24 protein-coding genes and 1 pseudogene are annotated in these 25,139 nt (G+C 72.7%); 7 read left to right on the plus strand and 18 right to left on the minus strand.

Features of this window, described 5'->3' with window-relative positions:
• The first annotated feature begins 297 nt into the window (after positions 1–297).
• Complete coding sequence (locus tag SM418_RS15000) at positions 298–1,257, plus strand: DUF222 domain-containing protein (RefSeq protein ID WP_371941560.1); 960 nt, start codon at positions 298–300, stop codon at positions 1,255–1,257.
• Here the strand turns inward: SM418_RS15000 and SM418_RS15005 are convergent.
• The 3 genes from SM418_RS15005 to SM418_RS15015 all read right to left on the minus strand — a co-directional run bounded on the left by SM418_RS15005 (position 1,235) and on the right by SM418_RS15015 (position 2,277).
• Positions 1,235–1,453: a hypothetical protein gene (locus SM418_RS15005; protein WP_371941558.1), complete on the minus strand. Its 219-nt coding sequence runs from the start codon at positions 1,451–1,453 to the stop codon at positions 1,235–1,237. The genes SM418_RS15000 and SM418_RS15005 overlap by 23 nt on opposite strands.
• Before the next feature lie 24 nt (positions 1,454–1,477).
• Positions 1,478–1,699 carry a transposase gene (locus SM418_RS15010; RefSeq protein ID WP_371941557.1) on the minus strand — a complete coding sequence of 74 codons (222 nt, stop codon included), beginning with the start codon at positions 1,697–1,699 and terminating at the stop codon, positions 1,478–1,480.
• Positions 1,700–1,860: 161 nt separating this feature from the next.
• Positions 1,861–2,277, minus strand: a complete 417-nt coding sequence (locus tag SM418_RS15015) for a VOC family protein (protein WP_371941555.1) — start codon at positions 2,275–2,277, stop codon at positions 1,861–1,863.
• A gap of 186 nt (positions 2,278–2,463) precedes the next feature.
• On the opposite strand from SM418_RS15015, the gene SM418_RS15020 reads away from it, so the two are divergent.
• Complete coding sequence (locus tag SM418_RS15020; RefSeq protein ID WP_371941554.1) at positions 2,464–3,177, plus strand: transposase family protein; 714 nt, start codon at positions 2,464–2,466, stop codon at positions 3,175–3,177.
• A 131-nt stretch (positions 3,178–3,308) separates the two neighbouring features.
• Here SM418_RS15020 and SM418_RS15025 read toward each other — a convergent pair whose 3' ends face one another.
• Positions 3,309–3,902 (minus strand): NADPH-dependent FMN reductase, encoded by a 594-nt coding sequence (locus SM418_RS15025; protein ID WP_371941553.1) that lies wholly within the window; start codon positions 3,900–3,902, stop codon positions 3,309–3,311.
• 52 nt (positions 3,903–3,954) lie between these two features.
• Positions 3,955–5,469: an MFS transporter gene (locus SM418_RS15030; RefSeq protein WP_371941569.1), complete on the minus strand. Its 1,515-nt coding sequence runs from the start codon at positions 5,467–5,469 to the stop codon at positions 3,955–3,957.
• A 72-nt stretch (positions 5,470–5,541) separates the two neighbouring features.
• On the opposite strand from SM418_RS15030, the gene soxR reads away from it, so the two are divergent.
• Positions 5,542–6,030 (plus strand): redox-sensitive transcriptional activator SoxR, encoded by a 489-nt coding sequence (gene soxR / locus SM418_RS15035; RefSeq protein ID WP_371941551.1) that lies wholly within the window; start codon positions 5,542–5,544, stop codon positions 6,028–6,030.
• A gap of 42 nt (positions 6,031–6,072) precedes the next feature.
• Here the strand turns inward: soxR and SM418_RS15040 are convergent, their stop codons facing one another.
• Positions 6,073–6,474: a DUF4240 domain-containing protein gene (locus tag SM418_RS15040; protein WP_371941549.1), complete on the minus strand. Its 402-nt coding sequence runs from the start codon at positions 6,472–6,474 to the stop codon at positions 6,073–6,075.
• 183 nt (positions 6,475–6,657) lie between these two features.
• Here SM418_RS15040 and SM418_RS15045 point away from each other — a divergent pair, with 183 nt between their 5' ends.
• Positions 6,658–7,599, plus strand: a complete 942-nt coding sequence (locus SM418_RS15045; protein ID WP_371941548.1) for a polysaccharide pyruvyl transferase family protein — start codon at positions 6,658–6,660, stop codon at positions 7,597–7,599.
• A 40-nt stretch (positions 7,600–7,639) separates the two neighbouring features.
• Here the strand turns inward: SM418_RS15045 and SM418_RS15050 are convergent, their stop codons facing one another.
• From SM418_RS15050 to SM418_RS15095, 10 genes are read right to left on the minus strand one after another with little or no spacing between them, the layout of a single operon-like run.
• Entirely contained in the window at positions 7,640–8,596 is a 957-nt protein-coding gene (locus tag SM418_RS15050; RefSeq protein WP_371941568.1) for an NAD-dependent epimerase/dehydratase family protein, read from the minus strand.
• Between the two features lie 10 nt (positions 8,597–8,606).
• Positions 8,607–9,548, minus strand: a complete 942-nt coding sequence (locus SM418_RS15055) for a glycosyltransferase family 9 protein (protein WP_371941547.1) — start codon at positions 9,546–9,548, stop codon at positions 8,607–8,609.
• Positions 9,539–10,216 carry an SDR family oxidoreductase gene (locus SM418_RS15060; protein WP_371941546.1) on the minus strand — a complete coding sequence of 226 codons (678 nt, stop codon included), beginning with the start codon at positions 10,214–10,216 and terminating at the stop codon, positions 9,539–9,541. Before SM418_RS15060 ends, SM418_RS15055 begins: the two co-directional genes overlap by 10 nt.
• Positions 10,213–11,613 (minus strand): D-glycero-beta-D-manno-heptose 1-phosphate adenylyltransferase, encoded by a 1,401-nt coding sequence (rfaE2, locus tag SM418_RS15065; protein ID WP_371941545.1) that lies wholly within the window; start codon positions 11,611–11,613, stop codon positions 10,213–10,215. The genes SM418_RS15060 and rfaE2 overlap by 4 nt, the downstream gene beginning before the upstream one ends.
• A complete protein-coding gene (locus tag SM418_RS15070; protein WP_371941567.1) occupies positions 11,610–12,158 on the minus strand; it encodes a D-sedoheptulose-7-phosphate isomerase in 549 nt (182 codons plus the stop codon). The genes rfaE2 and SM418_RS15070 overlap by 4 nt, the downstream gene beginning before the upstream one ends.
• Positions 12,159–12,208: 50 nt before the next feature.
• Positions 12,209–13,441 (minus strand): glycosyltransferase, encoded by a 1,233-nt coding sequence (locus SM418_RS15075; RefSeq protein WP_371941544.1) that lies wholly within the window; start codon positions 13,439–13,441, stop codon positions 12,209–12,211.
• On the minus strand, positions 13,438–14,433 hold the full coding sequence (locus SM418_RS15080) for a glycosyltransferase (RefSeq protein WP_371941543.1): 996 nt from the start codon (positions 14,431–14,433) through the stop codon (positions 13,438–13,440). Before SM418_RS15080 ends, SM418_RS15075 begins: the two co-directional genes overlap by 4 nt.
• Entirely contained in the window at positions 14,430–15,449 is a 1,020-nt protein-coding gene (locus SM418_RS15085; protein WP_371941542.1) for a glycosyltransferase family 9 protein, read from the minus strand. The genes SM418_RS15080 and SM418_RS15085 overlap by 4 nt, the downstream gene beginning before the upstream one ends.
• Positions 15,446–16,963 carry an HAD-IIIA family hydrolase gene (locus tag SM418_RS15090; RefSeq protein WP_371941541.1) on the minus strand — a complete coding sequence of 506 codons (1,518 nt, stop codon included), beginning with the start codon at positions 16,961–16,963 and terminating at the stop codon, positions 15,446–15,448. Before SM418_RS15090 ends, SM418_RS15085 begins: the two co-directional genes overlap by 4 nt.
• The gene (locus tag SM418_RS15095) at positions 16,960–18,600 is read right to left on the minus strand and encodes a carbamoyltransferase family protein (protein WP_371941540.1); all 1,641 of its coding nucleotides are present in this window, start codon (positions 18,598–18,600) and stop codon (positions 16,960–16,962) included. The genes SM418_RS15090 and SM418_RS15095 overlap by 4 nt, the downstream gene beginning before the upstream one ends.
• A gap of 238 nt (positions 18,601–18,838) precedes the next feature.
• On the opposite strand from SM418_RS15095, the gene SM418_RS15100 reads away from it, so the two are divergent.
• Both SM418_RS15100 and SM418_RS15105 read left to right on the plus strand, forming a co-directional pair.
• Entirely contained in the window at positions 18,839–19,726 is an 888-nt protein-coding gene (locus SM418_RS15100) for a glycosyltransferase family 2 protein (RefSeq protein ID WP_371941539.1), read from the plus strand.
• A gap of 13 nt (positions 19,727–19,739) precedes the next feature.
• On the plus strand, positions 19,740–20,582 hold the full coding sequence (locus SM418_RS15105; protein ID WP_371941538.1) for a glycosyltransferase family 2 protein: 843 nt from the start codon (positions 19,740–19,742) through the stop codon (positions 20,580–20,582).
• Positions 20,583–20,610: 28 nt separating this feature from the next.
• Here the strand turns inward: SM418_RS15105 and SM418_RS15110 are convergent.
• Positions 20,611–21,177: pseudogene (locus SM418_RS15110) on the minus strand (MFS transporter); the annotation flags it as partial.
• A gap of 238 nt (positions 21,178–21,415) precedes the next feature.
• On the opposite strand from SM418_RS15110, the gene SM418_RS15115 reads away from it, so the two are divergent.
• Positions 21,416–22,996, plus strand: a complete 1,581-nt coding sequence (locus tag SM418_RS15115; protein ID WP_371941537.1) for a hypothetical protein — start codon at positions 21,416–21,418, stop codon at positions 22,994–22,996.
• 346 nt (positions 22,997–23,342) lie between these two features.
• Here the strand turns inward: SM418_RS15115 and SM418_RS15120 are convergent, their stop codons facing one another.
• Positions 23,343–24,947 carry a GMC oxidoreductase gene (locus SM418_RS15120; protein WP_371941536.1) on the minus strand — a complete coding sequence of 535 codons (1,605 nt, stop codon included), beginning with the start codon at positions 24,945–24,947 and terminating at the stop codon, positions 23,343–23,345.
• Positions 24,948–25,139: the final 192 nt, after the last annotated feature.

Genomic DNA, 25,139 nt, shown 5'->3' on the forward strand with positions numbered 1-25,139 from the left:
CCGCGACCTGATCGCCCGGCGATGGCGGCGGACGATCCCCGCCACGTAGTTCAGCGTCGGACGCGACAAATCCACGGCGGCACGGTAGAACAGCATGCAGAAGCTCCTGGTGAGACGGTGTGGGTTGTGGTGATCAACCCGTCTACCAGGGGCTTCTCTACGTCCGAAGGAACTCCATCAACTCGCGATCATGCTGTGATCAACCGACCCGCCCGAGGATGAAAAAGGGTCAGTATTGACGCTCTCGGATTGTCGGGTCGGGGGATATGTCCGGCCCCGATTTCATATAATCGGGATATGTGTTCCACGGCGATCGACCTGGACGGGGCGTCCACCACAGAATTGGTGAACGCCCTGTCAGCGATCGCCGCGGAACTCGCCGCCCAGCCCGCCCCGGAATCGGCTCCGGTGTGCATGGAACTGGTCGAAGCGCTCGCCGCCGCCACCGACCAGACCGAAGCGGCCATCGCCGCTCTGGTTTCCGTGGCCGACCGGTCCGCGGAACCACGACGGTGGGGGCTGCCCTCCACCCAGGCATGGCTGCGCTCCCACCTGGGCATGCGCGACAACCGCGCCAAAGAACGCCTCACCCTGGCCCGGCAACGAAACCGCCTCCCCCACACCACCGCACGGTGGGCCGACGGCCGACTGTCCTACGGCTACGCCGCCACCATCGCCTGCGCCCTCACCCGGCTGGACGACCACGACTGCGCCGCCGCCGAAGACATCCTGCTCGGCATGGCCGAGCAAGGCTTCTCAGCCGGGAAACTCGCCTCGTTCGGCAAACGGATCCGCGAGGTCATCGCCGAACGCGACGGCACCGAACCTCCCGATGGCGACTCCCGGCACGGCTACGAGCGGTCCTGGATCGACTCGACGCGCTCGCTGGACGGCGGCCGCTACATCAAGGGCTGGCTCAACGCCGAAGACGCCGCCCTGTGGGACGGCACCCTTGCGCCACTTGCCAAACCCGCCGGGACCAGCGACCACCGCGACCTGCCCGAGCGGACGGCGGCGGCCCTGAACTCGGTGCTGTCGGGCGGGCACAAGGCCACCAAGGTCACCCTCATCTGCGACCTGGACACCCTCACCGGCGGCACCGCTGCGGCGCGGCTGACCGACGGGACACCGATCCCAGCCCAGCAGGCCCGCCGCATCGCCCTGGCCGCCGTGGTGCGCAGGGTGTCGGCGGCCCAGCCCAGCAGGTGCCCGGCACCCCGGCGTCGACGAACACCTACCGGCAGGTGGGCGAGGTGAGATACAGGCCCGGCAGCGCGCCTTTGGCGTCATCGCGGTCCTGGACACCGGCCGCGCACACCGTCACGGTGATGAGGGTGATGAGCAGGCCGAGGGTGTCGGCGGCCTTGACGCTGTGGGAATCGATGACGCCCGCGCTGGGCTCGGCTTCGCGGCCCTCGCCTTGGATGCCCTGCTGCCGCAGGGCATCCAGCATCCGCAGCGTGACCCGCTGCTGCTCTTACCGCACGAAATACCAGTAGACGGTCTGCCAGGGCGGGAAGTCGGCGGGCGACTGCCGCCAGGCGCAGCCGGTGCGCACCACGTACAGCACTGCGTCCACGATGTTGCGCCGTGGATGTTTCTCCGGGCGGCCACCGCCGCCGTCCGGTGGCAGCAGCTGCTCCACCAGCGCCCACTCATTGTCGGTTGGGTCCGAGGGGTAACACGACTGCCGAGACATCGGGCCACCCTGCACGGACCGCAACACGAGATCACGTGGCCGCGCCGGCCGAGATCAACTTCTCAAACACGCGCTAATACGGCAGCCGCATTGCCGACGGAGAGCCGCCCGAGATCGCTGCATGCGGCTGCCGGATCACACCACGCGCCTTGGCTTGGCTCTCACTGCCCCAGGCGGCTGGTGACGAACGCCGCGAGCGCCTCTTGGGACGGGTGTCCCCAACCGACGCAGAACGGATGCCCGGCCGGGTCCGCATACACCTGGTGACCCTCGTCAGCATCGAAATCAGCAGCTGCTTGGAGCAGCCGGGCGCCCAACGCCATCACTTCATCGTGCGCGGCTCGCGGGTCGTCGACGTGCAGATCGAGATGCACCTGCTGGGGAATCCCATGCGGCCAGCCAGGCGGAACATGGTTCGGCGCCAGTTGCACGCCTATCCGCCACTCTCCAGCGGCGTCGATGACGCTGTGCCACTCGGCGTCCTCAAGGACGTGCCCGCCAAGAACGCCAGCCCAGAACGCGCTTTCGGCATGCAGATCGGCCGCGTCGAACACGATCACCTGACGCACCATGTTCATGACGCGAACCCTACGGGAGACAGTGAGGTTTTCTCTGCAAGATCGATTCGGGCAGTAGGGCTTTCCAAGGCACGATCAAGCACGCCCGGGCAGACTCGCGGACAGGTCGCAGCCGCCAGAAAATAGGCGTGGAGCCCCGGTAGAAGAGGTCTCACCACAAGATCGACTGCCACCGGAAGGCTCCACGTGATCGCCTATCCTGCCATGCTCGACGTCCCGCGTGAACTGATCCGCTTCACCGCCGGCCTGCTGCGCACCGAACGCAAAGCACGCGGCACCCGGAAGGGCACCCGCGCACTGACCTGCTGGGCTCTGGCCGCCCGAGCCCCCGACCTTCACCAGGCACTCCAGCACGCCCTCGACACCGGGCTGACCCACCTGGAACTGGACGGCAAGATCTTCAGCGCCGACCGGTGCCGCATCACCATCCTCAGCACTAAAGGAAAACCCATCGACGAATGGTGCTCGGGAAAGGCCCACCAACACGGCGGAAACATCCAGGCATTGTCCGAAGCGGACGGATTCCCGATCTTCACCAGCGACGTCGAACCCGGCCACATCCACGCCATCGACGCCGCCCGCGTCCATATCCTGCCCATGCTCTACCCGCACACCGGGCAATTGCCGGTACTGGCCGACCCGGGGTATCAAGGCGCAGGTCACGGCGTCATCGTCCCAATCGCCGCTCCCACCGGCAGCAACGTCCTGGCAATCGACAACCGCTGCCGCAACCACCTGCAGCGCTTCCTGCGCTGCCGAGCCGAACGCGGCTTCGCACTACTGACCGAGCGCTGGCAGGCCCTCCAGCACACCAGCCTGTCACCCAGCAGAATCGGCGACCTTGTCCGCGCCGCCCGCGTCCTCACCCTTTTCGAACCCGGATCAACTGAAAGTCACTGACAAAACCTCATTGGCGGTATCGGCCGGTCGGGGCGGCGCCCGGCCACCAGCAGCCGGCCGTCTCCGACTGTTTCTGCGCCAGTCTGGATGACCGCCGCGTGGGCGCGCGGCGGCGGTGGATCGGTGAATGGTCACGCCGGGTAGGGGTGAGCCGCGCGGGCATCGCGGAGGACGTGAGCCCACCAGGTCAACTGGTCGAGCATCGCGGTCGCTGCGGCGTTCACGGCATGGGGATCCTTGGGGTTTCCGTCTGCGTCGAACTGGGCGTGAGCTGAATGGAAACTGACGGTGTTCCGGACGGTGACCGCGTGAAGTTCCGCGAAAACCAGACGGAGTTGCTCGATGGCTCGCAGGCCACCGGAGATCCCGCCGTAGGAGACGAAGCCGATCGGCTTCGCATGCCATTCTGGATTGATGGAGTCTATTGCCAGCTTCAACGGGCCTGGATAACCGTGGTTATACTCCGGTGTAACTATGACGAGGGCGTCCATCGAGCCGATTTGGGCGGCCAACCTCCGTACTTGTGGCGAGTCGTAGACACCTTCGGGTACGGGACGACTTTGCTGGCTGATCGGCAGAGGTGTTTCGGCCAGGTCGATGACCTGTATTTCTAGGTCTTGTCGGCTTTGAGCTTGGCCGACGAACCAATGTGCCACGGTAGCGCCGAACCGGCCTTCCCGGATGCTTCCGATTATTACTGCCAGCCGGAGTCGTGTTTCGCGCATGCGTGTCCTTCTCGTGTGTTGTGTTCGTCGAGTGAGGGAGGCGTGTGGTGGGTCACGTGCCCGCTTGGACGTGGCGGAGCAGCCTCGCGACCAGGAAGGCCAAAAACCCCATAAGGGCGGCGCTGATGGCTGCGCTCAGGTGGAATCCCTGGGTGAACGCCTCACGGCCCGCGCCGAGCAGTTCGGTGGCTAGTCCTTCGGGCAGCCGCGTGGACGCGGTCACGGCGCCGCCGAGGTCGTGCCGCGCGGCGGACGCCGCTTCGCCGGGAACACCGGTGGGGACGGCGCCGCTCATCTCGCTCCGGTAGACCGTGGTGATGACGCTGCCGAGGACGGCGATGCCGAGTGCCCCGCCCAACTGCGGCGCCGTTGACGAGATCGCCGCGGCCGCGCCGGTCTTTTCTGGTGGGGCCGCCCCGATGATCAGGCCGGTGGCCAGGGCCATCATCGGGCCGAGGCCGGCGGAGACGATGACGGACCCGGTCACGAGAACCGCGAGGCCGCCGGCCTGTGTGAGCACCCCGAAACCGACGGCTGCGAGCGCCAGCCCGGCACCGATGACGGTTCCAGGTGCGATTCTGCCGGCGATCCTGGGGGCCAGTAGCGATCCGGCGATGACCCCGGCGGCCGAGGGTGCCGTCCACAGGCCCGCCTCCAGTGGGGAGAGTCCGCAGACGAGTTGCAGGTACTGCGCGGTGGCGTAGTTGGCTCCCCACAGGACGAAGATCCCGAGTGCCAGCGTGACGGCCGCGGCGCTGAACCCGGGGCCGGTGAACAGCCGCAGGTCGATCAGCGGGTGGGCCATCGTGAGCTGCCTGTGTACGAACACGGCGGCGAACACCAGACCGGCCCCCACCGACAGTACGGGCAGCCAGCCGGGGCCGTCGGCGGCGAGCCGCTTGAGCCCGTACACGGCGGGCAATACCGCGGCCATCGACAGTGTCGCGCTCGCCACGTCCAGCCGTCCCGCATGAGGGTCGCGCCGCTCGGGCAGCAGCAGCGGCCCGGCCACCGCCAGCAGCAACATCACCGGGACGCCCAGGAGGAACACCGAGCCCCACCAGAGGCGTTCGAGCAGCCACCCGCCGACCAGCGGACCGACCGCGGTGCCTCCCGAGACGCTGGCGACGATCACTCCGACGGCGACCATGCGCTGTCTCGGGTCGCCGAACATGGTGGCGGCCAGGGAAAGGACGGACGGCATCAGGGTCGAGCCGGCGACGCCCATCAGAGCGCGGATCGCGATGAGCGCCTCGACGGTGGGCGCGTAGGCGGCGAGCACGGAGGTGACACCGTACGCGCCGGCGCCGATGAGGAGCAGTCGGCGGCGCCCGATCCGGTCGCCCAGCGTGCCCATCGTGATCAGCGATCCGGCGAGCAGGAACGCGTAGATGTCCACGATCCACAGCCGCTGGGCCCCCTGCGCGCCCAGATCCTCGCTGATGGTCGGCAACGCCAGGTGGGTCACGGTGAGTTCGAGGGAGGCGAGGACGGCGGGGAGGGCGAGGACGGCGAGCCCGAGCCATTCCCGAGGTCCCGCCCTGCAGGCCGATTGCGGCGGGGCTATCGAAGAGGTTCTCGTCACCCGAGCAATGATGAAACCTCGACTATAGACGAGGTCAAGTCCTAGGGTGACGCCATGAAGAAGCCTGCCTTCGACCTCAAGGAACTCAGCGTCGGCCAGCTCGCGGCGCGCTCCGGCGTCCCCGTGACCGCCCTGCACTTCTACGAGGAGAAGGGACTCATCCACAGCCGGAGGACCACGGGCAACCAGCGCCGCTACTCCCGGGACACGCTCCGCCGGGTCGCCTTCATCCGGGTGGCGCAGCGGGTCGGGATCCCGCTGCGCATGGCACGGGAGGCGCTGGACGGGCTTCCCGAGGGGCGGACCCCGACCCGCGAGGACTGGGCTCGCCTGTCCGCGGGGTGGCGCACCGAACTCGACACCCGCATCGACCAGCTCGTCCGCCTGCGGGACGACCTGTCCGACTGCATCGGCTGCGGCTGCCTGTCGATCGACAAGTGCGTCCTTCGCAACCGCGACGATCGGCTCGGTGATGAAGGCGCCGGTCCGCGCCGCCTCCTTACCGACCGCCTCGCGGACGAGAGCCACGTCGCAACTCCGTAAGCGGCGGCGCCGCCTGACCGTCGCGTGCGAGAAGGGACGCGGTCAGAGGAAGAGCTCGGCCAGGCGGGGGAGCCGCCGCCGGGTCTCGTCGTCGTCCTCGACGTCCCAGCCCGCTCCCGTGGGTGCTCCGGGGCGCCGCATCGAGCCCACCGCGGTCTCCATCGCCGTGTCGAACGACGTCGTTTCGCCCATGACCTGGCGATAGGCGTTCCTGGGGGCGTAGTGCAGGGCCTCGCAACCGATCCAGCCGCTTTCCTCGCGGCTCATCCGGATCACCGTCGGCACGGCGGCGAGCGAGTCGGGGTCGGCGACGGCACGGGTGAACACCTCGCGTCCCAGCAGGACGAGCCCGGAGCGGAAGTCCATGAAGCCGTCGTCGCCGCAGCCGCCCTCGATGAGGTAGGCGGCGTTCCAGAGCGGACGCCGGTAGGCCGAGTCGGTCACGCGCGTCAGAGCACACCTCCGCGTCCGACCAGCCCATCTCCACCGGTCGCTTACCGGACGCCCCGGCCCAGCCGTCAAACCCGCGTTACCCGGCGCATGGCGGGCATAACTGCAGCTCGCCGGCCCCAGGCAGGGGCTCGAACTCCGCATGCTGGGGCGCCTTGGACTGACATGGTGCGGGCGATGGCGGGTAGGTGGCTCGGGGTGCGCGTGCTGGTCGTGGGGTGGCCGAGCTTCCTGCACGGTGAGGCGACGGCAGGTGACGTCCTGGCGATGGAGGCCGTGCAGGCGGCCCTGACCTCGGCGCGGATCGAATGTCACCTTGCGTGGAGCCCGGTCTTCAGACCGGACGGGCTCAACCTCGACCAGGCCGGACCCGACTCCTACACGCATCTGGTGTTCGCTTGCGGCCCGTTGCACGGACGGCAGATCGAGGAGCTGCATCGCCGGTACGCGCGGTGCATCCGAGTCGCCGTCGGCGTGTCGGTCATCCATCCGGACGACCCTGCGGTGACCGGGTTCCACGCCGTCCTCCCGAGGGACGCGCCCGGCGAGGCGCCGCGGCACGACCTGGCGGCGCTGCGCACGGTGCCGTCGGTGCCGGTGGCCTGCGTCGTCCTCGCGCCCGGCCAGGCGGAGTACGGCGGGCGGCGGCGCCACGACCGGGTCGAGCGGGAGCTGACGGAGTGGCTCGCCGCGCGCGAGTGCGCCCGGCTGCCACTGGACACACGTCTGGACCCACGTGACTGGCGCCTGTTCACCACAGCGGCCGAGCTGGAGTCGGTGCTGCGACGGGTCGACGTGGTGGTCACGACGCGGTTGCACGGCCTCGTCCTGGCTCTGAAGCACAGCGTGCCCGCGCTGGCGGTGGATCCCGTCGGCGGAGGCGCCAAGGTGACGGCGCAGGCGCGGGCATGGTCGTGGCCCGCCGTGGTGACCGTTCCCGAGGCGGGACGGGACGAGCCCGTGCTGGATGTGGCGGAACTCGACCGCTGGTGGCAGTGGTGCCTGTCACCCGAGGGCGCCCGGTGTACTGCCGCATCCCGCGTGGACGGCGCCCTGCTCACCGAGTTGATGGACGTCCTCGGTGGTCGTCAGAGCCGTGGGGGCGTCGGCCAGATCTAGGGCCGGGCTGCCGGTCCGCGATCGGCGGGCTGGGGTGAGATCAGGCGGGCCGGGCGAACACCAGTTCCCGCGTGAACCATTCGATCGTGGCGCGGAGACCCTCCTCGACCGTGATCCTCGGACGCCAGCCGAGCTCCTCCTCGGCCAGCGTGGTGTCGGGGCGCCGGACGCGCGGGTCGTCCTGCGGACGGTCGACGAAGCGGACGCGGGACCGCGAGCCGGTCAGGTCGCCGATCAGCCGCGCGAGGTCGGCCATGGTGATCTCGTACGGGCTGCCGATGTTGACCGGCCCCGGATGGCCGGACAGCGCGAGCGCGATGATGCCGCGGACGGTGTCGCCGACATGGCAGATCGAGCGGGTCTGCGAGCCGTCCCCGGTGACCGTGAGGTCCTCGCCGGTCAGGGCCTGCCGCAGGAAGGTGGGGATCGCGCGGCCGTCGTCGGGGCGCATCCGCGGCCCGTAGGTGTTGAAGATCCGGACGATCGCGGCGTCGAGGCGGCGGGAGTGCCGGAACGCCGCCGTCAGCGCCTCGCCGAACCGCTTGGCCTCGTCGTACACGCTGCGCGGGCCGACCGGGTTGACGTTGCCCCAGTAGGTCTCGGGCTGCGGATGGACGAGCGGGTCCCCGTACACCTCGGAGGTGGAGGCGAGGACGAACCTGGCGCCCTTGGCCTCGGCGAGTTCGAGCGCGTTGCGGGTGCCCTGGCTGCCGACTTCCAGAGTCTGGATGGGCAGCTGCAGATAGTCGGCGGGGGACGCGGCCGAGGCCAGGTGGAACACGTAGCCGACCTCGCCCGGGACGTTCACCGGCGCGGTGAGGTCGCACTTCAGGAACCGGAAGTCCCGCCGCTCCGTCAGGTGCACGATGTTGCGGGTGGTCCCGGTCAGCAGGTTGTCCAGGCACAGCACCGCGATGCCCTGGTCGAGCAGCGCCTCGCACAGGTGCGAGCCGAGAAAACCGGACCCTCCGGTGACGACGGCACGTGGATGTCTCATCATGTCCCTCTCATCGGTATCGACGGGTGAGCGCCTTCCCGGCGGCCTCCACGGCCTCGTCCGCCGAGATCTCCAGCAGCCCGGGGGAAGGTTCGTGTCCGTTCGGGTCGCCGGGGTCCCCAGCCCAGAGGACGCGGTGCTCGGCGCGGTCGGGCGGTCCCCACCGGGCGGGCGGCGTCGGGCCGAACAGCAGCACCGACGGCGTGCGGAAGGCGGTCGCGAGGTGCGCGACTCCGGTGTCGCCGCAGACCACCAGCCGGGCTCGCGCGACGAGCGCGGCCAGTTCCGGAAGCGGGGTGCGGCCGGAGAGGTCGGCGGTCTCGTCCAGTCCGGCGAGCCGCGCGACGCGGCCCGCCAGCGGAGCCTCGCCGGGGCCGCCGGTGACGACGACGCGCTCGCCGCCCCGCCGCAGCGCCGCGGCGACGGCGGCGAACCGCTCGGCGGGCCAGCGGCGCGCCGGGTACGCCGCGCCCGGATGGACGACGACCGCGCCCGGCGCGGGCGAGGCCGCGGCGGGGACGGGCAGGTCGAGGTCGCCGGGGTCGGCGTCGAACCCGTGCGCCGCGACGAGCCGGCACCAGCGGGCCACCTCGTGCTCGCCGGGACGCCACTCGGGGCCGTCGGCGTGCTCCGCCTCGGCGCAGGCGAACGCCAGGAGCCGGCGCGGCGCCGTGGTCGCGAGAAGCCGGTGGCTCTGCGGGCCCCGCCCGTGCAGGTTGACGGCCACGTCCGGGCGGCCCGCGGGCGGCAGCGGGCCCAGCCCGGCCGCGGGCAGGACGCCGTCGACCGCACCGGTCGCGTGGGCGAGCGGGCCGAGGACGGCCGGCGCGGCGAGCGTGATCCTCGCGCCGGGCGTCCCGCGCCGCAGCGCCCGTAAGGCGGGGACGGCGGTCAGCAGGTCTCCGAGGCCGAGTGCCCGCAGCACGAGCACCCGCCCGGGAGTCACGGCCACGACGGCTCTTGCGAGGGGCAGACGACCATTTCCCGCACCTCGCAGCCGGCCGGCTGGGAGAGCGCGAACGCGACGGTCGCCGCCACGTCCTCCGGGCGGTTGAGCTCGGCGTCCGGGCCCGGCCGGTACTGCTCGGTGCGGTCGTCGAAGAACGCGGTGTCCATGCCGCCGGGCACGATCATCGTGACGCCGACCTTCCCGGCCAGCTCGGCCGCGAGCGCCCGGGTGAACCCGACGACGCCGAACTTGGACGCGCAGTAGGCGGTCGCGTCGCTCACGGCCTTGAAGCCCAGCGTGGAGGCGACGGTGACGACGCGGCCGTGCGGCTCGTTCTCCAGGTAGGGGAGCGCGGAGCGGACGACGGCGGCGGTTCCGAGCAGGTTCACCTGGACGACCCGTTCCCAGTCCTCGGCGGGAACGTCTTCGAGCGTCCCGCACGAGTCGACGCCCGCGGCGCAGACGACCGCGTTGAGGCCGCCGGCGGCGCGCGCCAGGCCGTGTACGGCGCGGTCGGCGACGCGACGGTCGGCGAGATCGGCCCGCATGTGCTCGACGCCGTCCTCGGGCGGATGCCGGTCGAGGACGAGGGGCCTGCCGCCGTCGTCGGCGACCCTGCGCGCGACGGCCGCGCCGAGCCCGGAGGCGCCGCCGGTGATGAGGACGTTCATGACGCGTTCCCCTTCCTGGTGGTGGACAGCAGGCGCGTGGTGGAGCGTCCTTCCAGCAGCGGCAACAGGACCACTTCGCCGTTGTGGGCCCGGACCGTCTCGGCCTCGGGCAGGTTCGCCCCGGTGTAGTCGGCGCCCTTGACCCACACGTCGGGGCGCAGCCGCTCCAGCAGCGGCGCCGGGGTGTCGTCGTCGAAGACCACCGCGGCGTCGACGTCGCTGAGCGCCTCCAGCACCCGGACGCGGTCGGCCGCGGGCGTCACCGGGCGCGAGGGCCCCTTGCGGCGCCGCACCGACGCGTCGGAGTTGAGGCAGACGATCAGGCAGTCGCCGAGCCGCCGCGCCTGCTGCAGCAGGCTGACGTGCCCGGCGTGCAGCAGGTCGAAGCAGCCGCCGGTGGCGACGACCGTGCCGCCCGCCCGCCGCGTCCGCTCGACGATGTCCCAGGCGTCCTCGCCGCGCTCGTGGACGAGCCGGGCGGTGCCGGTCTCGGCGAGCCGGTCCGCGAAGGCCGCCGCGGCCCCGGCGCGGACGAACTCCGACGCGTGGTGGACGCCCTCGGTGACGGCGGCGGCCAGGCTCGCGCCGTCGGCGAGCGCTCCGGCCGTGCCGGCGGCGAAGCTGTCGCCCGCGCCGCACGAGTCGCCGCGCGCGGGCCGCGCGGGGGCGAGGAACGGAGCCTGCGAGCCGTCGCAGAGCAGGGCGCCGTCGGCGCCGAGCGTGATCGCGACGCCTTCGACGTCCCGGGTGCGGCCGAGATGCCGGCCACGGCGCCCCGCGGCCGGCAGGCCGGAGCCGGTGATGTCGGCGCCGTCGGCGGCGGCGAGCCGGGCCGCCTCCTCCTCGTTGGGGGTGAGCAACCGGACGCCCTGCACGGGGCGCTCGCCGCGCGGATGCGGATCCCACACGACGGGGACGCCGCCGGACAGCTCCTCGACCAGGGACCGGACGGCGCGGTGCCGGGCGACGCCCCGGCCGTAGTCGGAGACCAGCACGGCGCCGGCTCCCGCGACAGCGTCGGTGACGCGCGGACCGACGGGCCCGTCGAGGGCCCGCCCTTCCCCGGCGTCCAGGCGCGCCACCGACTGTCCATCGGCCCGGATGCGCACCTTGCACGGGGTGCCGCCGTGCAGGTGGAACGCGGCGACCTCCAGGTGCCGCTCCAGCATCGCGCGCAGCCGCCGGCCGGGCTCGTCGTCGGCGAGCGCGGTGACGAGCACCACCTGGCGTCCGGCGGCCGCCGCCAGCAGTGCCGCGAGGCCCGCGCCCCCGGGCCGGGGCCGCTCCTCGGCCTGTTCGACGACGGGTACGGGCGCGTCCGGGCAGAGCCGGCTGCTGCTGCCGACGATGTCGATGTCGAGCAGGACGTCGCCGATGACGACGAGCGGCGCCGTCATCGCGTCACCCCCAGTGTCTCGTCGACCACCCCGCACAGCAGGTGGATCGCGGCGAGATGGACCTCCTGGACGGTCGAGGTGGCGCCCGTCCGCACGGTCACCGCGTCCGCACACGCCTCGGTGAGCGGGTTCGGGCCCGGACCGGTGACCGCCCAGGCGGTCAGGCCGAGCCGCCGGGCCTGGCGCGCCGCCGCGATCACGTTCGGGCTGCGCCCGCTGGTGGACAGGCAGATCAGCACGTCCCCGGGGCGGCCGTGCGCCCGCACCTGCCGCTCGAACACGGTGACCGGGCCGTAGTCGTTGCCGATGGCGGTGACCGAGGAGGTGTCGGCGTGCAGGGCGATCGCCGACAGCGGGCACCGCTCGTCCTCGAACCGGCCGACGAGTTCGGCGGTCAGGTGCTGGGCCTCGGCGGCGCTGCCGCCGTTGCCGCAGGCCAGCAGCCGTCCGCCGGCGCGCAGCACGCCGGCCAGCCGGCGGCCCCAGTCCTCGATCGTGGGCACCTGCTCGCGGAACCGCAGCGCGGCCTCGGCGAGCGCCTCCAGCCGCCGGTCGTGGACCGCCGACGGCCGGGCCCGGATGCTCGCCCGCGCGGTCACGCCGCCACCTCGCGCAGGGCGGCGGCGTGCCGGTAGGCCCTGACGGTGTCGGCGGCGACGCGCGCCCATGAGTAGCGTTCGCGGGCCCGGTCGATGCCGGCGAACCCCATCGCCGCCCGCCGCGCCGGATCGTCCAGCAGCGCCCGGATCGCTCCGGCCGCGTTCTCCGGGTCGCGGGGACGGACGAGCACGCCGGTGACTCCGTCCGCGACGGTGTCGAGGTGCCCGCCGACGCCGGTCGCCACGACCGGGACACCGCAGGCCATGGCCTCCAGCGGCACCATGCCGAACGGCTCGTACCAGGGCAGCGTGACGACGAGGCTCGCCGAGCGCAGCAGCGGCGGCACCTCGCCGCGGCCGAGGCGGCCGAGGAACTCCACCCGGTCGGCGACGCCGGAGACCCGCGCGACCTCCCGCAGCCTGCCCACCTCGGGGTCGCCGCCGAGGTCGCCGCGCGGCGGCCCGCCCGCGACCGTGAGCCCGGCGTCCGGCAGGTGGGCGAGGGCGCGGATCGCGGTGTCGACGCCCTTGCGCTCGACGAGCCGGGACAGGACGACGAGCCGGTGCCGGTCGCGTCCCTCCGAGGTGCGGCCGTCGGGCGTGAGCAGGCCCAAGTCGACCCCGCACGGCACCACCCGGATGTGCTCGCGGGGGACGCCCATCGCCTTCAGTTCGGCGATCTCGTCGGAACAGGTGGCGATCACGGCGTCCGCGGCGCGCCCGATCGTGCGTTCCAGCCGGACGCGGGAGGCGGGGCTCGAATCCGTGTCGCCCTGGTGGCGGCGCTTGACGGTGCCGAGCGCGTGGTAGGTCTGCACCACCGGCACGCGCGGGGTCCCCGGCGCCCGCGCGGCCTGGAGCGCGGCGAGGCCGCTCATCCAGAAGTGGGCGTGCGCGACGTCGGGAGGGTGCGCCGCCCAGCGCCGCTCCAGATACTCCCCGAAGTCGCGCATCCAGGGCAGCAGATCGTCCTTCGGGACGGGCGCCGGCGGGCCCGCCGGGACGTGCTCGACGGTCACGCCGGGCGCGAGCGGGACCCGGTCGGGCAGGGCGGGCGCGTCCCGCCGCGTGTAGACCGTGACGTGGTGCCCCTGGTGGCCGAGTTCGGTGGCCAGATGCGCGACGAACACGTTCTGCCCGCCGCCGTCCGCCCCGCCCAGACCCGCGTCCGCGGGTCCGCCCTTGGCAGCCAGGGGGCTGGCGTGCTCGGAGATCATGGCTATCTTCATCGCGTAACCTCCTGGAGAGTTCGCCGCCAGTCGCGCAGGAAGCGCGGAAGGCCGTACCGGTCGGCGGCGTAGGCCCGCGCCTCCTTGCCCATCTGGCGGGCGTGCGGCGGGTCGGCGGCCAGGGCCCGCGCCGCGGCCGCCAGGGTCGCGACGCGCGTGGACAGCACCCCGGCCTCGGGTGGCACCGCCTCGACCGCCTCGGTGGTGGCGAGCGCCACCACCGGCAGGCCGAGCATCATGGCCTCGATCAGCGCGAGGCCGAGCGACGTCCACCGGTAGGGGTGGAGGTAGACCCGGCGGCGGGCCAGCTCCTCGTGCATCCTCGCCTGCGGCAGATCCTCGAACGTCCAGAGCGACTCGGGCGGGATGCCGAGGTGCTCGGCGGCGCCGGAGACGTTCATGCCGAACAGGTCGAGGGGGACGGCGGAGGCCAGTTCGGCGAGCAGGTCGGTGCCGGACACGCGTCCCCGGCGCAGCGGGTCGTTGATGACGACGCCGGCGCGCGGCATGTCGGCGGTGCACCGGTAGCCGGGGTCGACGACGCCGTGCTCGATGACCGTGGTCGGCGCCCGGCCGCAGTTCCAGAACAGCTGGTTGAAGTGGGTGACATGCACGACGGGGATGTCGGAGCGGTCGTGCAGGAGGTGCCGGCTGTCCGGGACGACCTCCTCCGGGAGCCCGATGTCGGACGGGGTGCGGCGCGGCGTGTCGTGTTCGACGTAGACGGCGGGGACGTCCCGTCCGGGGCGGCGCCCGAGCCATCTCTCGGCGAGCCGCAGCTCGCGCGGGCGCTGCAGGACGACGACGTCGACGTCCTCGCCGCGAAGCGCTTCCGGCGGGACCTCGATCGCGCGCTCCGGCCAGTGGAACGTGTCGGGGCGTCCCCTGCCGTCCGGCCCGCGTCCGGGGACGACGGGGACGAGGGTGGTCTGCGGCCCGTGGACGAACGACGTCGTCCACGATCCGTGCACATGCCACATCAGGACTCTCATCGCTCGGCCTCCCCGGTGCGCGGCGGTGGCTCGGCGACGACCTCGACGGCGGCGGCGACCTCGTCGGCGGTGACGGACGACAGGCAGGGATGCCCGTTGACGGGGCACTCGCGGGCGCGGCTGTCCTTGCACGCCGCCCGCTGGTCGCCCAGCAGCACCATCGGGACGCCGAACGGCGCCCACCGCGCCGCGGGGACGGTCGGCGCGAACAGCGACACGACCGGGGTGCCCACGGCCGCCGCCAGGTGCGCCGGGCCGGTGTTGCCCACCACGACGGCGCGCGCGCCCTCCAGCACTGACGCCAGTTCCGGCAGGGTGGTGCGCCCGCCGAGGTCGAGGCCGTCCTGCCCGGCGACGAGCGCGGTCAGTTCCTTCTCGTCCGCGTGGCCCGTCACGACCACCCGGTGCCCCGCCGCGGCCAGCAGCCGGACCGCCTCGGCGCAGTTCTCCTGCGGCCAGGCCCGTGCCGGGACGGAGGTTCCGGGATGCACCGCGATGTACCCGGGCCCGCCGGTGAGGTGGCCCGTGCCCGGGAGCGGGCCCCGCAGCCGCAGCCGGGTGTCGGCCGGGGACGGGAATCCGGCGTCCTCGGCCAGCGCGAGCATCCGCAGCAGCTCGGGGATGTCTCGGTCGGGCCGGTGCCGCAGGTCGAGCAGCGACCCCGGGTAGTCCTCGCTGATGCCGCCGATCCAGGGCGTGCCGGCGAGCCGCAGCAGCAGCGCCAGCGGCAGCGGCGACTGGTGGAACGAGGTCAGGATCAGTGCCCGGTCGAATCCCGCGAGGTCTTTGGTGAGCCGGGTGATCGCGGCCTGCTCGACGGGGACGCGGTCGGGATCGATCCAGGGGGCGCGCCACTCGATGACGCGGTCGACGCCCGGCAGCAGGTCGGCGGCGGCGCGTCCGCGCGGCCCGCAGAGGAACACGACCTCGTCGGCGCGTTCGGCGACCGCCCGCACGGCGGGTCCGGCGAGCAGCACGTCGCCGATGTTGTCCTGGCGGGCGAGGAGGACCCTCATCGGAACCGCCTCCCGCCGAGGACCATGTCGACGGCGGCGTTCAGCGTCGGCGCCGTCTCGGGCGCGAGCGCGATCTCCGACCGCCGGGTCCGGCCGGTCGGGACGAGGATGCCGCGCGCCCCCGCCGCGGCGGCCGCCTCGATGTCGCCGCCGATGTCGCCGATGACGGCGCAGTCGGACGGCAGCACGCCGAGCCGCTCCGCCGCGCGCTCGATCATCCCGGGGCGCGGCTTGCGGCACTCGCAGGCGTCGCCGCCGTCGTGCGGGCAGAACTCCCACACGTCGATGCGGCCGAGGAACTCCTCGACGCGGGCGTTGACGCGCCGCACGTCTCCGGTCGTGATGCGCCCCTTGGCGATCCCCGACTGGTTGGACACGACTCCGATCCGCACGCCGTGCCGCCGGAGCCGGTCGAGGGCGCCGCGCGCACCCGGCACGGGTTCGACGCGCGCGGGGTCCCCGTTGTAGGGGACGTCTCTGATCAGCGTGTCGTCGCGGTCGAACAACACCACCTGCGGCCCGCCCCAGCCCCGTGCCCGCCGGTGGACGGCGAGCCCCCGCAACCGGTGCCGGATCGCCGCCGAGGGGATGACGGCGCTGGTGACCAGCATCTTCGCCACCTCACCGGGCGTGCGGGGACCCGGCCGGATCCGCTCGTAGGCGAACCGGGCGGTCAGCGCCGTCCAGGCGCCCGCGCCGGCGAGGACCACCGCCGTGCCGCGCCTGTCGCGAAGCGCCACGGGCGTTGCCGCCAGCGCCAGCAGCCCGGCTGCCGTGGTGAGGACATGGCGGCGAAGCAGACCGCGGCCCTCGCTCGCGCGGTCGCGCCACGAGGAGCCGTGCACGCGCCACATGAGGACGTCGTCGGCGTTCCCGGACTGGGCCCGCACCGATGCCCAGAACCCGGCCGGGCGCACCGGGTGCGTCGTCCTCCGGGCGCCGCGGGCGAGGCGGTGGCCGGCGTCCAGGGCACGGAGCGCGAGGTCGGCGTCCTCACGGTAGGCGCGGCGGAACCGTTCGTCGAAGCCGCCCAGTTCGGCCAGGACGCTGCGGCGGTAGGCCATGTCGGCGGTGATCCAGGCGGCGCTCTCGAGCCCCGCGGTGTTCCGCTCCCAGTCCGTCGGCGGCCGGTCGTCCGGGAGGGGGACGGTGACCCGGCCCTGGGATCCGCCGACCTCGGGCGGCAGGTCCGCGAGATCGGCGGCGAGCCTGGCCGGCCACTCCGGCTCGGGCACGATGTCGTCGTCCAGGAAGGCGACCCACTCGGTCGCGGCGGCGCGCCAGCCGGCGTTCCGCGCGGCGGCGGGGCCGCGCCCCCCGGAACGGACCACCCGGGTCTCGTGCCCGGCGGACGGCGGCAGCGGCAGCGGCGCCCCCGGCGCCTGGCGATCGTCCACCACGATGATCTCGCGCGGTGCGCAGCCCGGTCCGTTCTCCAGGGCCGCGAGCAGCGTGTCCAGGGTGACCCGCAGGCTCTCCCTGCCGATCGTGGGGATCACCACGGTGCAGTTCATCGGGCGTCCACCCCCTCGCGGCGCACCACGTACGGTCCGATGGCGAGCAGGTCGACCGGTGCGGAGCCGAAGCACTCCAGCGCGTCGCGCGGGTCGTCCACCATGGGCCGGCCGGCGGTGTTCAGGCTGGTGTTGACGAGGACGGGCACCCCGGTGCGGCGGCGGAACTCCTCCAGGAGGCGGGCCACGAGCGGCTCGTCACCGGCGTCGACCGTCTGGATGCGGGCGGTGCCGTCCACGTGCACGACGGCGGGGATCCGCGCGCGCCACTCCGGTTTCACCCGGTGAACGAAGAGCATGTACGGGCTCGGCATCGGGCCCTCGAAGATGCCGGGCGCGTGTCCGAGCGCGACCATCGGCGCGATCGGCCGAAACTGCTCGCGCCCCTTGACGTCGTTGAGCCGCTCGATGTTGCCGGCGTATCCGGGATGGGCGAGGAGCGAGCGGTGCCCCAGCGCGCGCGGGCCGAACTCCGACGGCCCCTGGAACCACGCGACGATCTCGTTGCGGGCGAGTGCGCCGGCCACCACCGCGGCCAGGTCGTCGGGACGCTCGTAGGGGATCTTGGCGGTGTCGAGCCGGCCGGCGATCTCGTGGTCGTCCCAGCGGCGGCCGAGCCCGGCGCCGGGCATCGCCGTCAGGGGGTCGCCGCCGTCCCGCGCCACGTGGAGCGCGGCGCCGAGCGCCGTCCCCGCGTCGCCCGCGGCCGGCTGCACCCAGATGTCGTCGTACGGCCCCGCTTCGGCCAGCCGGGAGTTCGCGACGCAGTTCAGGGCCACGCCGCCGGCGAGCATCAGGCGGCGCGAGCCGGTCTCGCCGTGCAGCCAGGACGCGAGGTCCAGCAGCACCTCTTCGAGACGGGCCTGCGCGCTCGCGGCGACGTCGGCGTGGTCGCGGGTCCATTCACCGCCGGGCCTGCGCGCCTTGACGAGTGAACCCCAGTCGATCGGGGCCACCCTGAAACCGCCGTCCCCGGTCGCCGCGACGTACTCGCGCAGCTCGTGCAGAAAGCGCGGCTCGCCGTAGGACGCGAGGGCCATGACCTTGTACTCGTCGCTGGAGCGCAGGAAACCGAGGTGCTCGGTGAGGTCCTCGAACATGAGCCCCAGGGAGTGCGGAAGGCGCTGCGCGTACAGGGACGTCAGGTCCCCGCCCTCGTAGGTCCCCGCAAGGTGCGAATGCGACTCGCCCCGGCCGTCCAGGACCAGGACGTCGCCGTCACCAGGGCCGGGTGCGGCGAGCGCGGCGGACGCGGCGTGCGCGACATGATGCGGGACGTACCTGACGATTCCCGGGTCGAGCCCCGGCAGCGCCGTCGACAGGAAGTTCGGCGCGCGGAGCGCGTACAGCGTCCGCAGCCGTTCCCAGTGCGCGTCATGCCCGTCGAGCCCCGGCTCGACGAGGGCCGGGTCGTAGGAGTACGCGACCGCGTCGAGATCGCCGGGCTCCAGCCCGGTCTCCTCCAGGCACCACCTCGCCGCGTTCTCCGGCAGTTCCCAGCCGGAGAACGGCACCGGCCGCTTCCCGTGCTTACGGCGGGTGAAGCGCTCCTCCTCGGCCGCGGCGACGATGGCTCCGTCCGTCACCAGCGCAGCGGCCGGGTCATGGAATATCGCATTGATTCCGAGCACGCGCATACGAGAGCCCCCATCTCGGCTCGGCGTTCGGTGATATGGCGATGTCCTCGGCGTCCTCGTCGTGGACACCGTTCCCCGGCGGTCCCGGGGAGGGAGCGAATCTCCTATAGGTGATTCGCCATAGCCGAAGCCGGGCCGACCTAAACGACGAAGCTCGAAAAATCTCTGGATAGTGGAATTGCTATGAAATGTGCACTTCACGGACATGGCGCGGAAGGCGCGGGGTACCGGCCACTCCATGCGCTTCAGCGTCGTCGTCATCACTCGCGACCGCAGGCGGTCCCTGCTCGCCGTCCTCGCCCGCGCGCGTGAACTCGCGGAGCGGGCGCCGGTCATCGTGGTGGACAACGCGTCGCGGGACGGGTCCGCCGAGGCCGTCGCGGACCGGTTCCCGGAGGTGACGCTGATCCGGTCGCCGCGCAACCTCGGCGCCGTCGCCCGCAACCTCGCCGCCGACCACGTCCGCACCCCGTATCTGGCGTTCTGGGACGACGACACCTGGTGGGACCCGGACGCGCCGTCCCGCGCCGCCGACCTGCTCGACGCGCACCCGCGGCTCGCCGTGGTCACCGGGCGGATCCTCGTGGAACCCGGAGAGCGCGAGGACCCGATCGTGCCCGAGCTGCGGAACTCGCCCGTCCCCGGGCCGGCGTGGCTCCCGGGCCCCGCGCTCGGGTCGTTCCTGGCGGGGGCGTCCATGGCCAGGACGGAGGCGTTCCGCGAGGTCGGCGGGTTCTCCCCGCGGCTGTGGCTCGGCGGGGAGGAGGAACTCCTCAGCGCCGACCTGATGACGCTCGGCTGGCAGCTGTGCTTCGCCGAGAACGTCGTGGTGCACCACGAGCCGTCCCCGCTCCGCGAGGCGCATCTGCGGCGCCGCCGCGGCATCCGCAACACGCTGTGGTTCACCTGGCTGCGACGTCCGCTGCCCGTCGCCGTCCGCCGCACGGCCGGACTGCTGCGCACCCTGCCGCGCGACCGGGTGACCGCCGCGGCGCTCGCTGAGGCCGCCGCCGGGTTCGCCTGGGTGGCCCGCGAGCGCAGGACGCTGCCCCGCGACGTCGAGACCCGGCTCCGCCGCCTGGAGACGTCCCAACGTGCGTCCAAGGCCCGCCGCTATGTCAGCTAGGGGAGCGGAACGCATGCCCGGCGAGGCTCGCTCTGACGTCACGATCGTGGTCGCGACCCGGGACCGCGCCCCGGAACTGCGCGGCAGCCTCCGCCACCACGCCGCCCCGGTGATCGTGGTGGACAACGCCTCCACCGACGACACCCCCGCCGTCGCCGAGGCGGCCGGCGCCACCGTGCTGCGGCTGCCGCGCAACCGCGCCGCCGCCGCCCGCAACGCGGGCGCCCAGCACACCGGCACCCGTTACGTCGCCTTCGCCGACGACGACTCCTGGTGGGCGCCGGGAGCCCTGCGACGGGCCGTGGAGATCCTCGACGCCCACCCCCGGACCGCGCTCCTCGCCGCCCGGGTCCTCATCGGCGAGGGGGAACGGCTGGAGCCCGTCTCCGAGGAGATGGCCCGCGCGCCGCTCGGCCGTCCGGACGATCTCCCGGGGCCGGCCGTCCTCGGCTTCCTCGCCTGTTCGGTCGTCGTGCGCCGGGACGCGTTCCTCGACGCCGGCGGCTTCTCCGACGTCCTGCACTTCGGCGGCGAGGAGGAGCTTCTCGCCCTCGACCTGGCCGCCGCCGGATGGGGCCTCGCCTACGTGCCGGAGCTGGTGGTCCACCACCACCCGTCGAAGGCGGGGCGCGATCCGGCCGCCCGCCGTCGCCGGCAGATCCGCAACAGGCTGCTGACCGCGTGGCTGCGGCGCCCCCTCCCGGCGGTCGCGCGGATCGCCGCGTCCGCCCTCGGCAGCCGGGACGGCCGGGCCGGGCTCGTCGACGCCGCTCGCACCCTGCCCGCGCTCGCCCGCGCCCGCCGCCCCGTCCCGCCCGCCGTCGAGGCCGCCCGCGCCCGGCTGAGCGAGTACTGAGAGTTCCCCGGGTACTCGCCGGTGGGATTCAGGCTGGAGCGGAGGCGGGGCGCCCGGTCATCCCGGGGGCGTCGGTGACGGCGATGCGGGCTCTGGCTGTCCGTGCCATGAGGTATTCGACGGCGAACACGGCTGCGGCCGCCACGGTGAGACCGGCCCCGACCACGGGCAGAGCCTTGGCGTCCCAGCTCGTCAGGATCGCGCCGCCGAGCAGCACGGTGAATCCGGCGCACTGGACGACGGCGCTGACGAGCAGGATCCGCAGGACCCCCGGGTCGCGCAGGACCCTGACCCGGTCGGCGAGCCCGGCCACCTGGGTCCCGGGGACCTCCCGCAGCCCTGCGGCCAGACCGGCGCCGGCGAGTGCGGCCAGCCCGGCGATCATCACGAACGCGGCGCGCCAGCTCGTCGCCGACGCCACGAGGGTGCCGACCGGCACGCCCAGGATCGCGGCCGCCGAGAACCCCGCCGTCACCAGGCCGAGCGCCCGTCCGGTCATGCCCTCGGGCGCGATGGCGGCTGCCGTCGCCATCGCGGCGGGCGTGTACAACGCGGCGCCCAGCGCCGCCACCACGCGCGTTCCGAGCAGGAACGCATAGTCCGGCGCCTGATCTGTGTACCGGAACGACCCGTACGGTGAAGTCGCGCCATCCGGCGGGTCTCGATCTGGCCATCGACCGGATCTGTCCCCGGCTTTACTCGCCGTTGTGGGAAAAGGCGGGTTCGCGAGTGAGAGATCACGCCCAAGCCCTCACGCTCGCTGAAATCCCGACGTCGGGTAAACCTCATCACTCCTTGGCCCGTCATCGTTTGTGGCGAATGTCGCCGAGTGGATGGGGATCGACTTGAAACTCGACGGGCTCGTAGTGGTGACCGCGGTGGTGGCGGCCGCGGCGGTTTCGGTGGTGGCGGCACCCGGGGTGGCGGACGCGGGAGCGTCCGGACGGGCGGCGGCGTGCACTCCGCAGGGTCCCGATTTCAACGGAGACCGCTGCGGCGACGTCGTGGTCGGTGATCCCGACGCGGCTGTGGCGGGAACGCCGCGGGCCGGGCGGATCAACGTGCTCTACGGCGCGGAAGGCGGCGCGGGGGCCGGTGGTCGAGGCCTGCTGACACAGGGGCAGCCGGGTGTCGGTGAAACTCCCGAGTCCGGCGACGGGTTCGGCGCCGTCACCCGGGCGATGGACGCCGACCACGACGGCTACACCGATCTGGTGGTGGGCGTGCCCTCGGAGTCCGTGGGCGGCGCCGAGGACGCGGGTGTCGTCCACGTGATCTTCGGGTCGGCCGATGGGCTGGGCGGCGGCCGTCCGGGAATCGTGCTCCGGCAAGGCGCCAACGGCATATCCGGCGGTCCCGAGGCAGGGGACCGGTTCGGAGCCGCAGTCGCGGTCAACAGGACCGGCGACGAGTCAGGACCGGCTCCCGCGCTGGCATTCGGCGTTCCCGGCGAGGACCTGGGCGGCGTTGCGGACGCCGGCGCCGCGGGTGTCGTGACGTTCGACGGTGAGACCGGCGGAGTCGCGACCGTCGCCACGATCACGCAGGACAGTCCCGGCATCGGCGGGGGAGCGGAGGCGGGTGACAGGTTCGGCGCCGCGGTCGAACTGTTCCAGGGGCCCGGCGGTTTCGGCTGCAGCGTCACCGGCATCCAGGGCTTCACGCTGGTCGTGGGGGCGCCGGGCGAGGATCTGGGCGGCCACCAGAACGCCGGCATGGTCCACCTGGCAAGGAATCTCGCCAATGACACACCACTGTCGCAGGACTCCGCCGGAGTGGACGGCGCCACGGAGTCCGGTGACCAGTTCGGCGCCAGCCTCGCACTCAGTTCGTTCTGCGAGCACGACGGCCCGTCACACGTCAGGCTGGCGGTCGGCACCCCGTTCGAGGACATCGGCACGGCCGGCGACGCCGGGATGGTGCACCTGTTCGCTACCGATGACGACGAACTTCCGCTGCCTCAGCGGTGGAGCGTCACCCAGGACAGCGCCGGTGTCGCCGGGACCGCGGAGACCGGCGACCGGTTCGGGACCGTTCTCGAAGTCGGCGGTCCGTGGCGGGACGGCCTCGGCGAGCCGCTGGTGGTCGGCGTTCCCCACGAAGACGTCGGCGCCGCCACAGACGCCGGCGGGGTACAGGTCTTCGGCGAGGCGGCGAGCGCGCCCGGGAACGGCGACATCTTCCTCACCCAGTCGGACATGGGGCAGACTCCGCAGGCCGCAGACCACTTGGGCGCCGCAGTGTCCATTCGTTACAGTCATCTGCTCGTCGGTGTCCCCGATGACGTGACCTACGGCAGCGGCGCCGTGCACGGAATCTCGTGGCCGGGCACCTCCGGAACGCCACTGCTCCTCGTTCCGGGCCAGGACGGAATTCCCGCGGACGCAGTGCGCTTCGGAGCGGCTCTGGCCTGAGCCGCCGCGTCACCGCACGCGGCCACTACGACCGAAAAGACCTGCACGGCAAGGCCGCCAGGCCGAGCCCGAGGACCGCCGTTGCCGAGGCCGCGGCGACCCAGTAACCCCAGCCGAAGGACTCGACGACGTCGATGTGGATGGCGATGCCCCGTTGCACGATCGCCAGGAAGCACAGGCCGCCGGGAATCGAGGTGTAGGCGGCGAACCTGTGGTCGACGGCTTTCGCCGCGACGGCCAGGGAGAAGAGATACAGCGCAGCCTGACATCCGGCCGGAAGCGCTCGTCCGCGCGAACGGTGAGACGGTGTGACAGACCGATGCGCGGACGAGCGGCGAGGAGTGGATCAGAACACGGTGCCGGCGTCCTGGGCGATCAGCTCGTCGGTCGCCCGCTCGGCGACCGCGGCGATCGTCATGGACGGGTTGCACGCCGCCGTGGTTCCGGGCATGAGCGCTCCGTCGAGCACGTACAGGCCGCGGTGCCCCTGGACGCGGCCGGCCAGGTCGCACACGATCCCCATCGAGGCGCCGCCGAGCGGGTGCCAGGTGGACGGGTAGGCGGCGGTGGTGTCGGTGAGGGTGGACAGGGGACCCGCGATCTTCCGCACGCGGGCGTCGATCTTCCGGTAGAGCGCGTCGTCGGAGCCGGCGGCCCAGTGCAGGATCGCGTCGTCCTTGGCCGAGTCGTAGCGGAACTGGCCGCGTCCCTGGCTGATGCCGTAGCCGACGAGCATGGTGGAGCGCAGGTTGGCCGGCAGCGGCGGGAGGGATGCCTGGATGACGGTGTTGGCGGCGGCGGGGTCGCCCCATTCCTTGCTTCCGTAGACCACCGGTCCGCCCTGGGGGGTGCCGAAGTCGTCCCAGAAGTCGGTCCAGACGTAGATGCGGTCGCCGTTGGACCCCCAGTTGGTGCCCAGCCCGTCGGGCAGGTCGGGGATCAGGTTCTTGGCCTGGGCCCGCATCAGCAGCCGTGTCGTGTTGGCGGTCCCGGCGGCCATGACCAGGGCCTGGGCGGTGATGATCTTGTGCTCCGCCACGGTGCCGTCGGTGTTGATGCGGTCGACGCGGACTTCCCAGCGGCCGTCGGGGGCCAGGGCGACGTCGGTGACGTTGTGCTGGGTCGCGACCTTGGCCAGCCCGGTGGCTTCGGCGGCGGCGATGTAGGTGACGTCCACCGTGTGCTTGCCGCCGTTGTTCACTCCCAGCGAGCAGTCGCCGTTGGTGTAGGACGGCTTCATCTCGCCCTTGAGTTCGCGCAGTGCGAAGTCCCAGTCGATCGGCATCGGGATCTTCGACAGTTCGCAGCCCGCGCGCCCGACGTTGCGGGCGAAGATCCGCGACGGGTTGTAGGTCTTGCTGTTGATCAGCTCGTCCGGGGCGGCCTGGAGCTTGAGCATGCTCGCGACCCGGGGGTAGTAGACGCTGTTCATCCGTGCGTAGTCGAGTTGGGCGGGCATGGAGGCGTTGAACAGCGCCTCCGTGGGCTGCAGGGTCATGCCCTGGTAGACCAGCGATCCGCCGCCGACTCCGGCGGCGCAGATCATGTCCATCCCGTCGCCGCCGATGACCTGCAGCAGGCCGGTGTAGGACTCCTCGAACCCCGGGACCGGGATCCCGAAGATCGACACCCGCGAGCCGAGCCAGAACATCCGCTTGTCCGGGGACGTGGCATGGGGGAAGGTCTCGGCGTTCGGCCCGGTCGGCCAGCGGATCCCGCGCTCCAGGACCAGGGAGGGCACTCCGGCCTGCGCGAAGCGCAACGCCGTCACCCCGCCCCCGAAGCCCGAGCCGACGATGACGACACGGTGCTCCTCGCGGGTCAGGGGGATCCTGCGCCTGGACGCGGCCGACGCGCTCGACGGTGTGCCGAGAGCGACCGCTCCTGCGGCGCCCGCGACCCCGCCGAGCAGGGAACGGCGGCTGACGGACGGCTTGGGTGATGCTGACATGGCGCTCCTCGATCCAGGGTGGGAGTGAGCGATCGACGGGCCTGGCGGGGTCGATCCGGGGTTCGGAGGCGGGGTCCGAAGGGGCGGGGCGGGGTCATCCAGGGGGCGGCGGGGCCGGTAACCTCAGGTGGGCGCGGGCTTGGTGGGTAGGGCACTTTTCAGTGCGCGAAAATTACGTTCTCACCTTGAGGC

Origin of the sequence: Actinomadura chokoriensis (assembly GCF_041463665.1) — a bacterium.
GTDB classification, from domain to species: domain Bacteria; phylum Actinomycetota; class Actinomycetes; order Streptosporangiales; family Streptosporangiaceae; genus Spirillospora; species Spirillospora chokoriensis_A.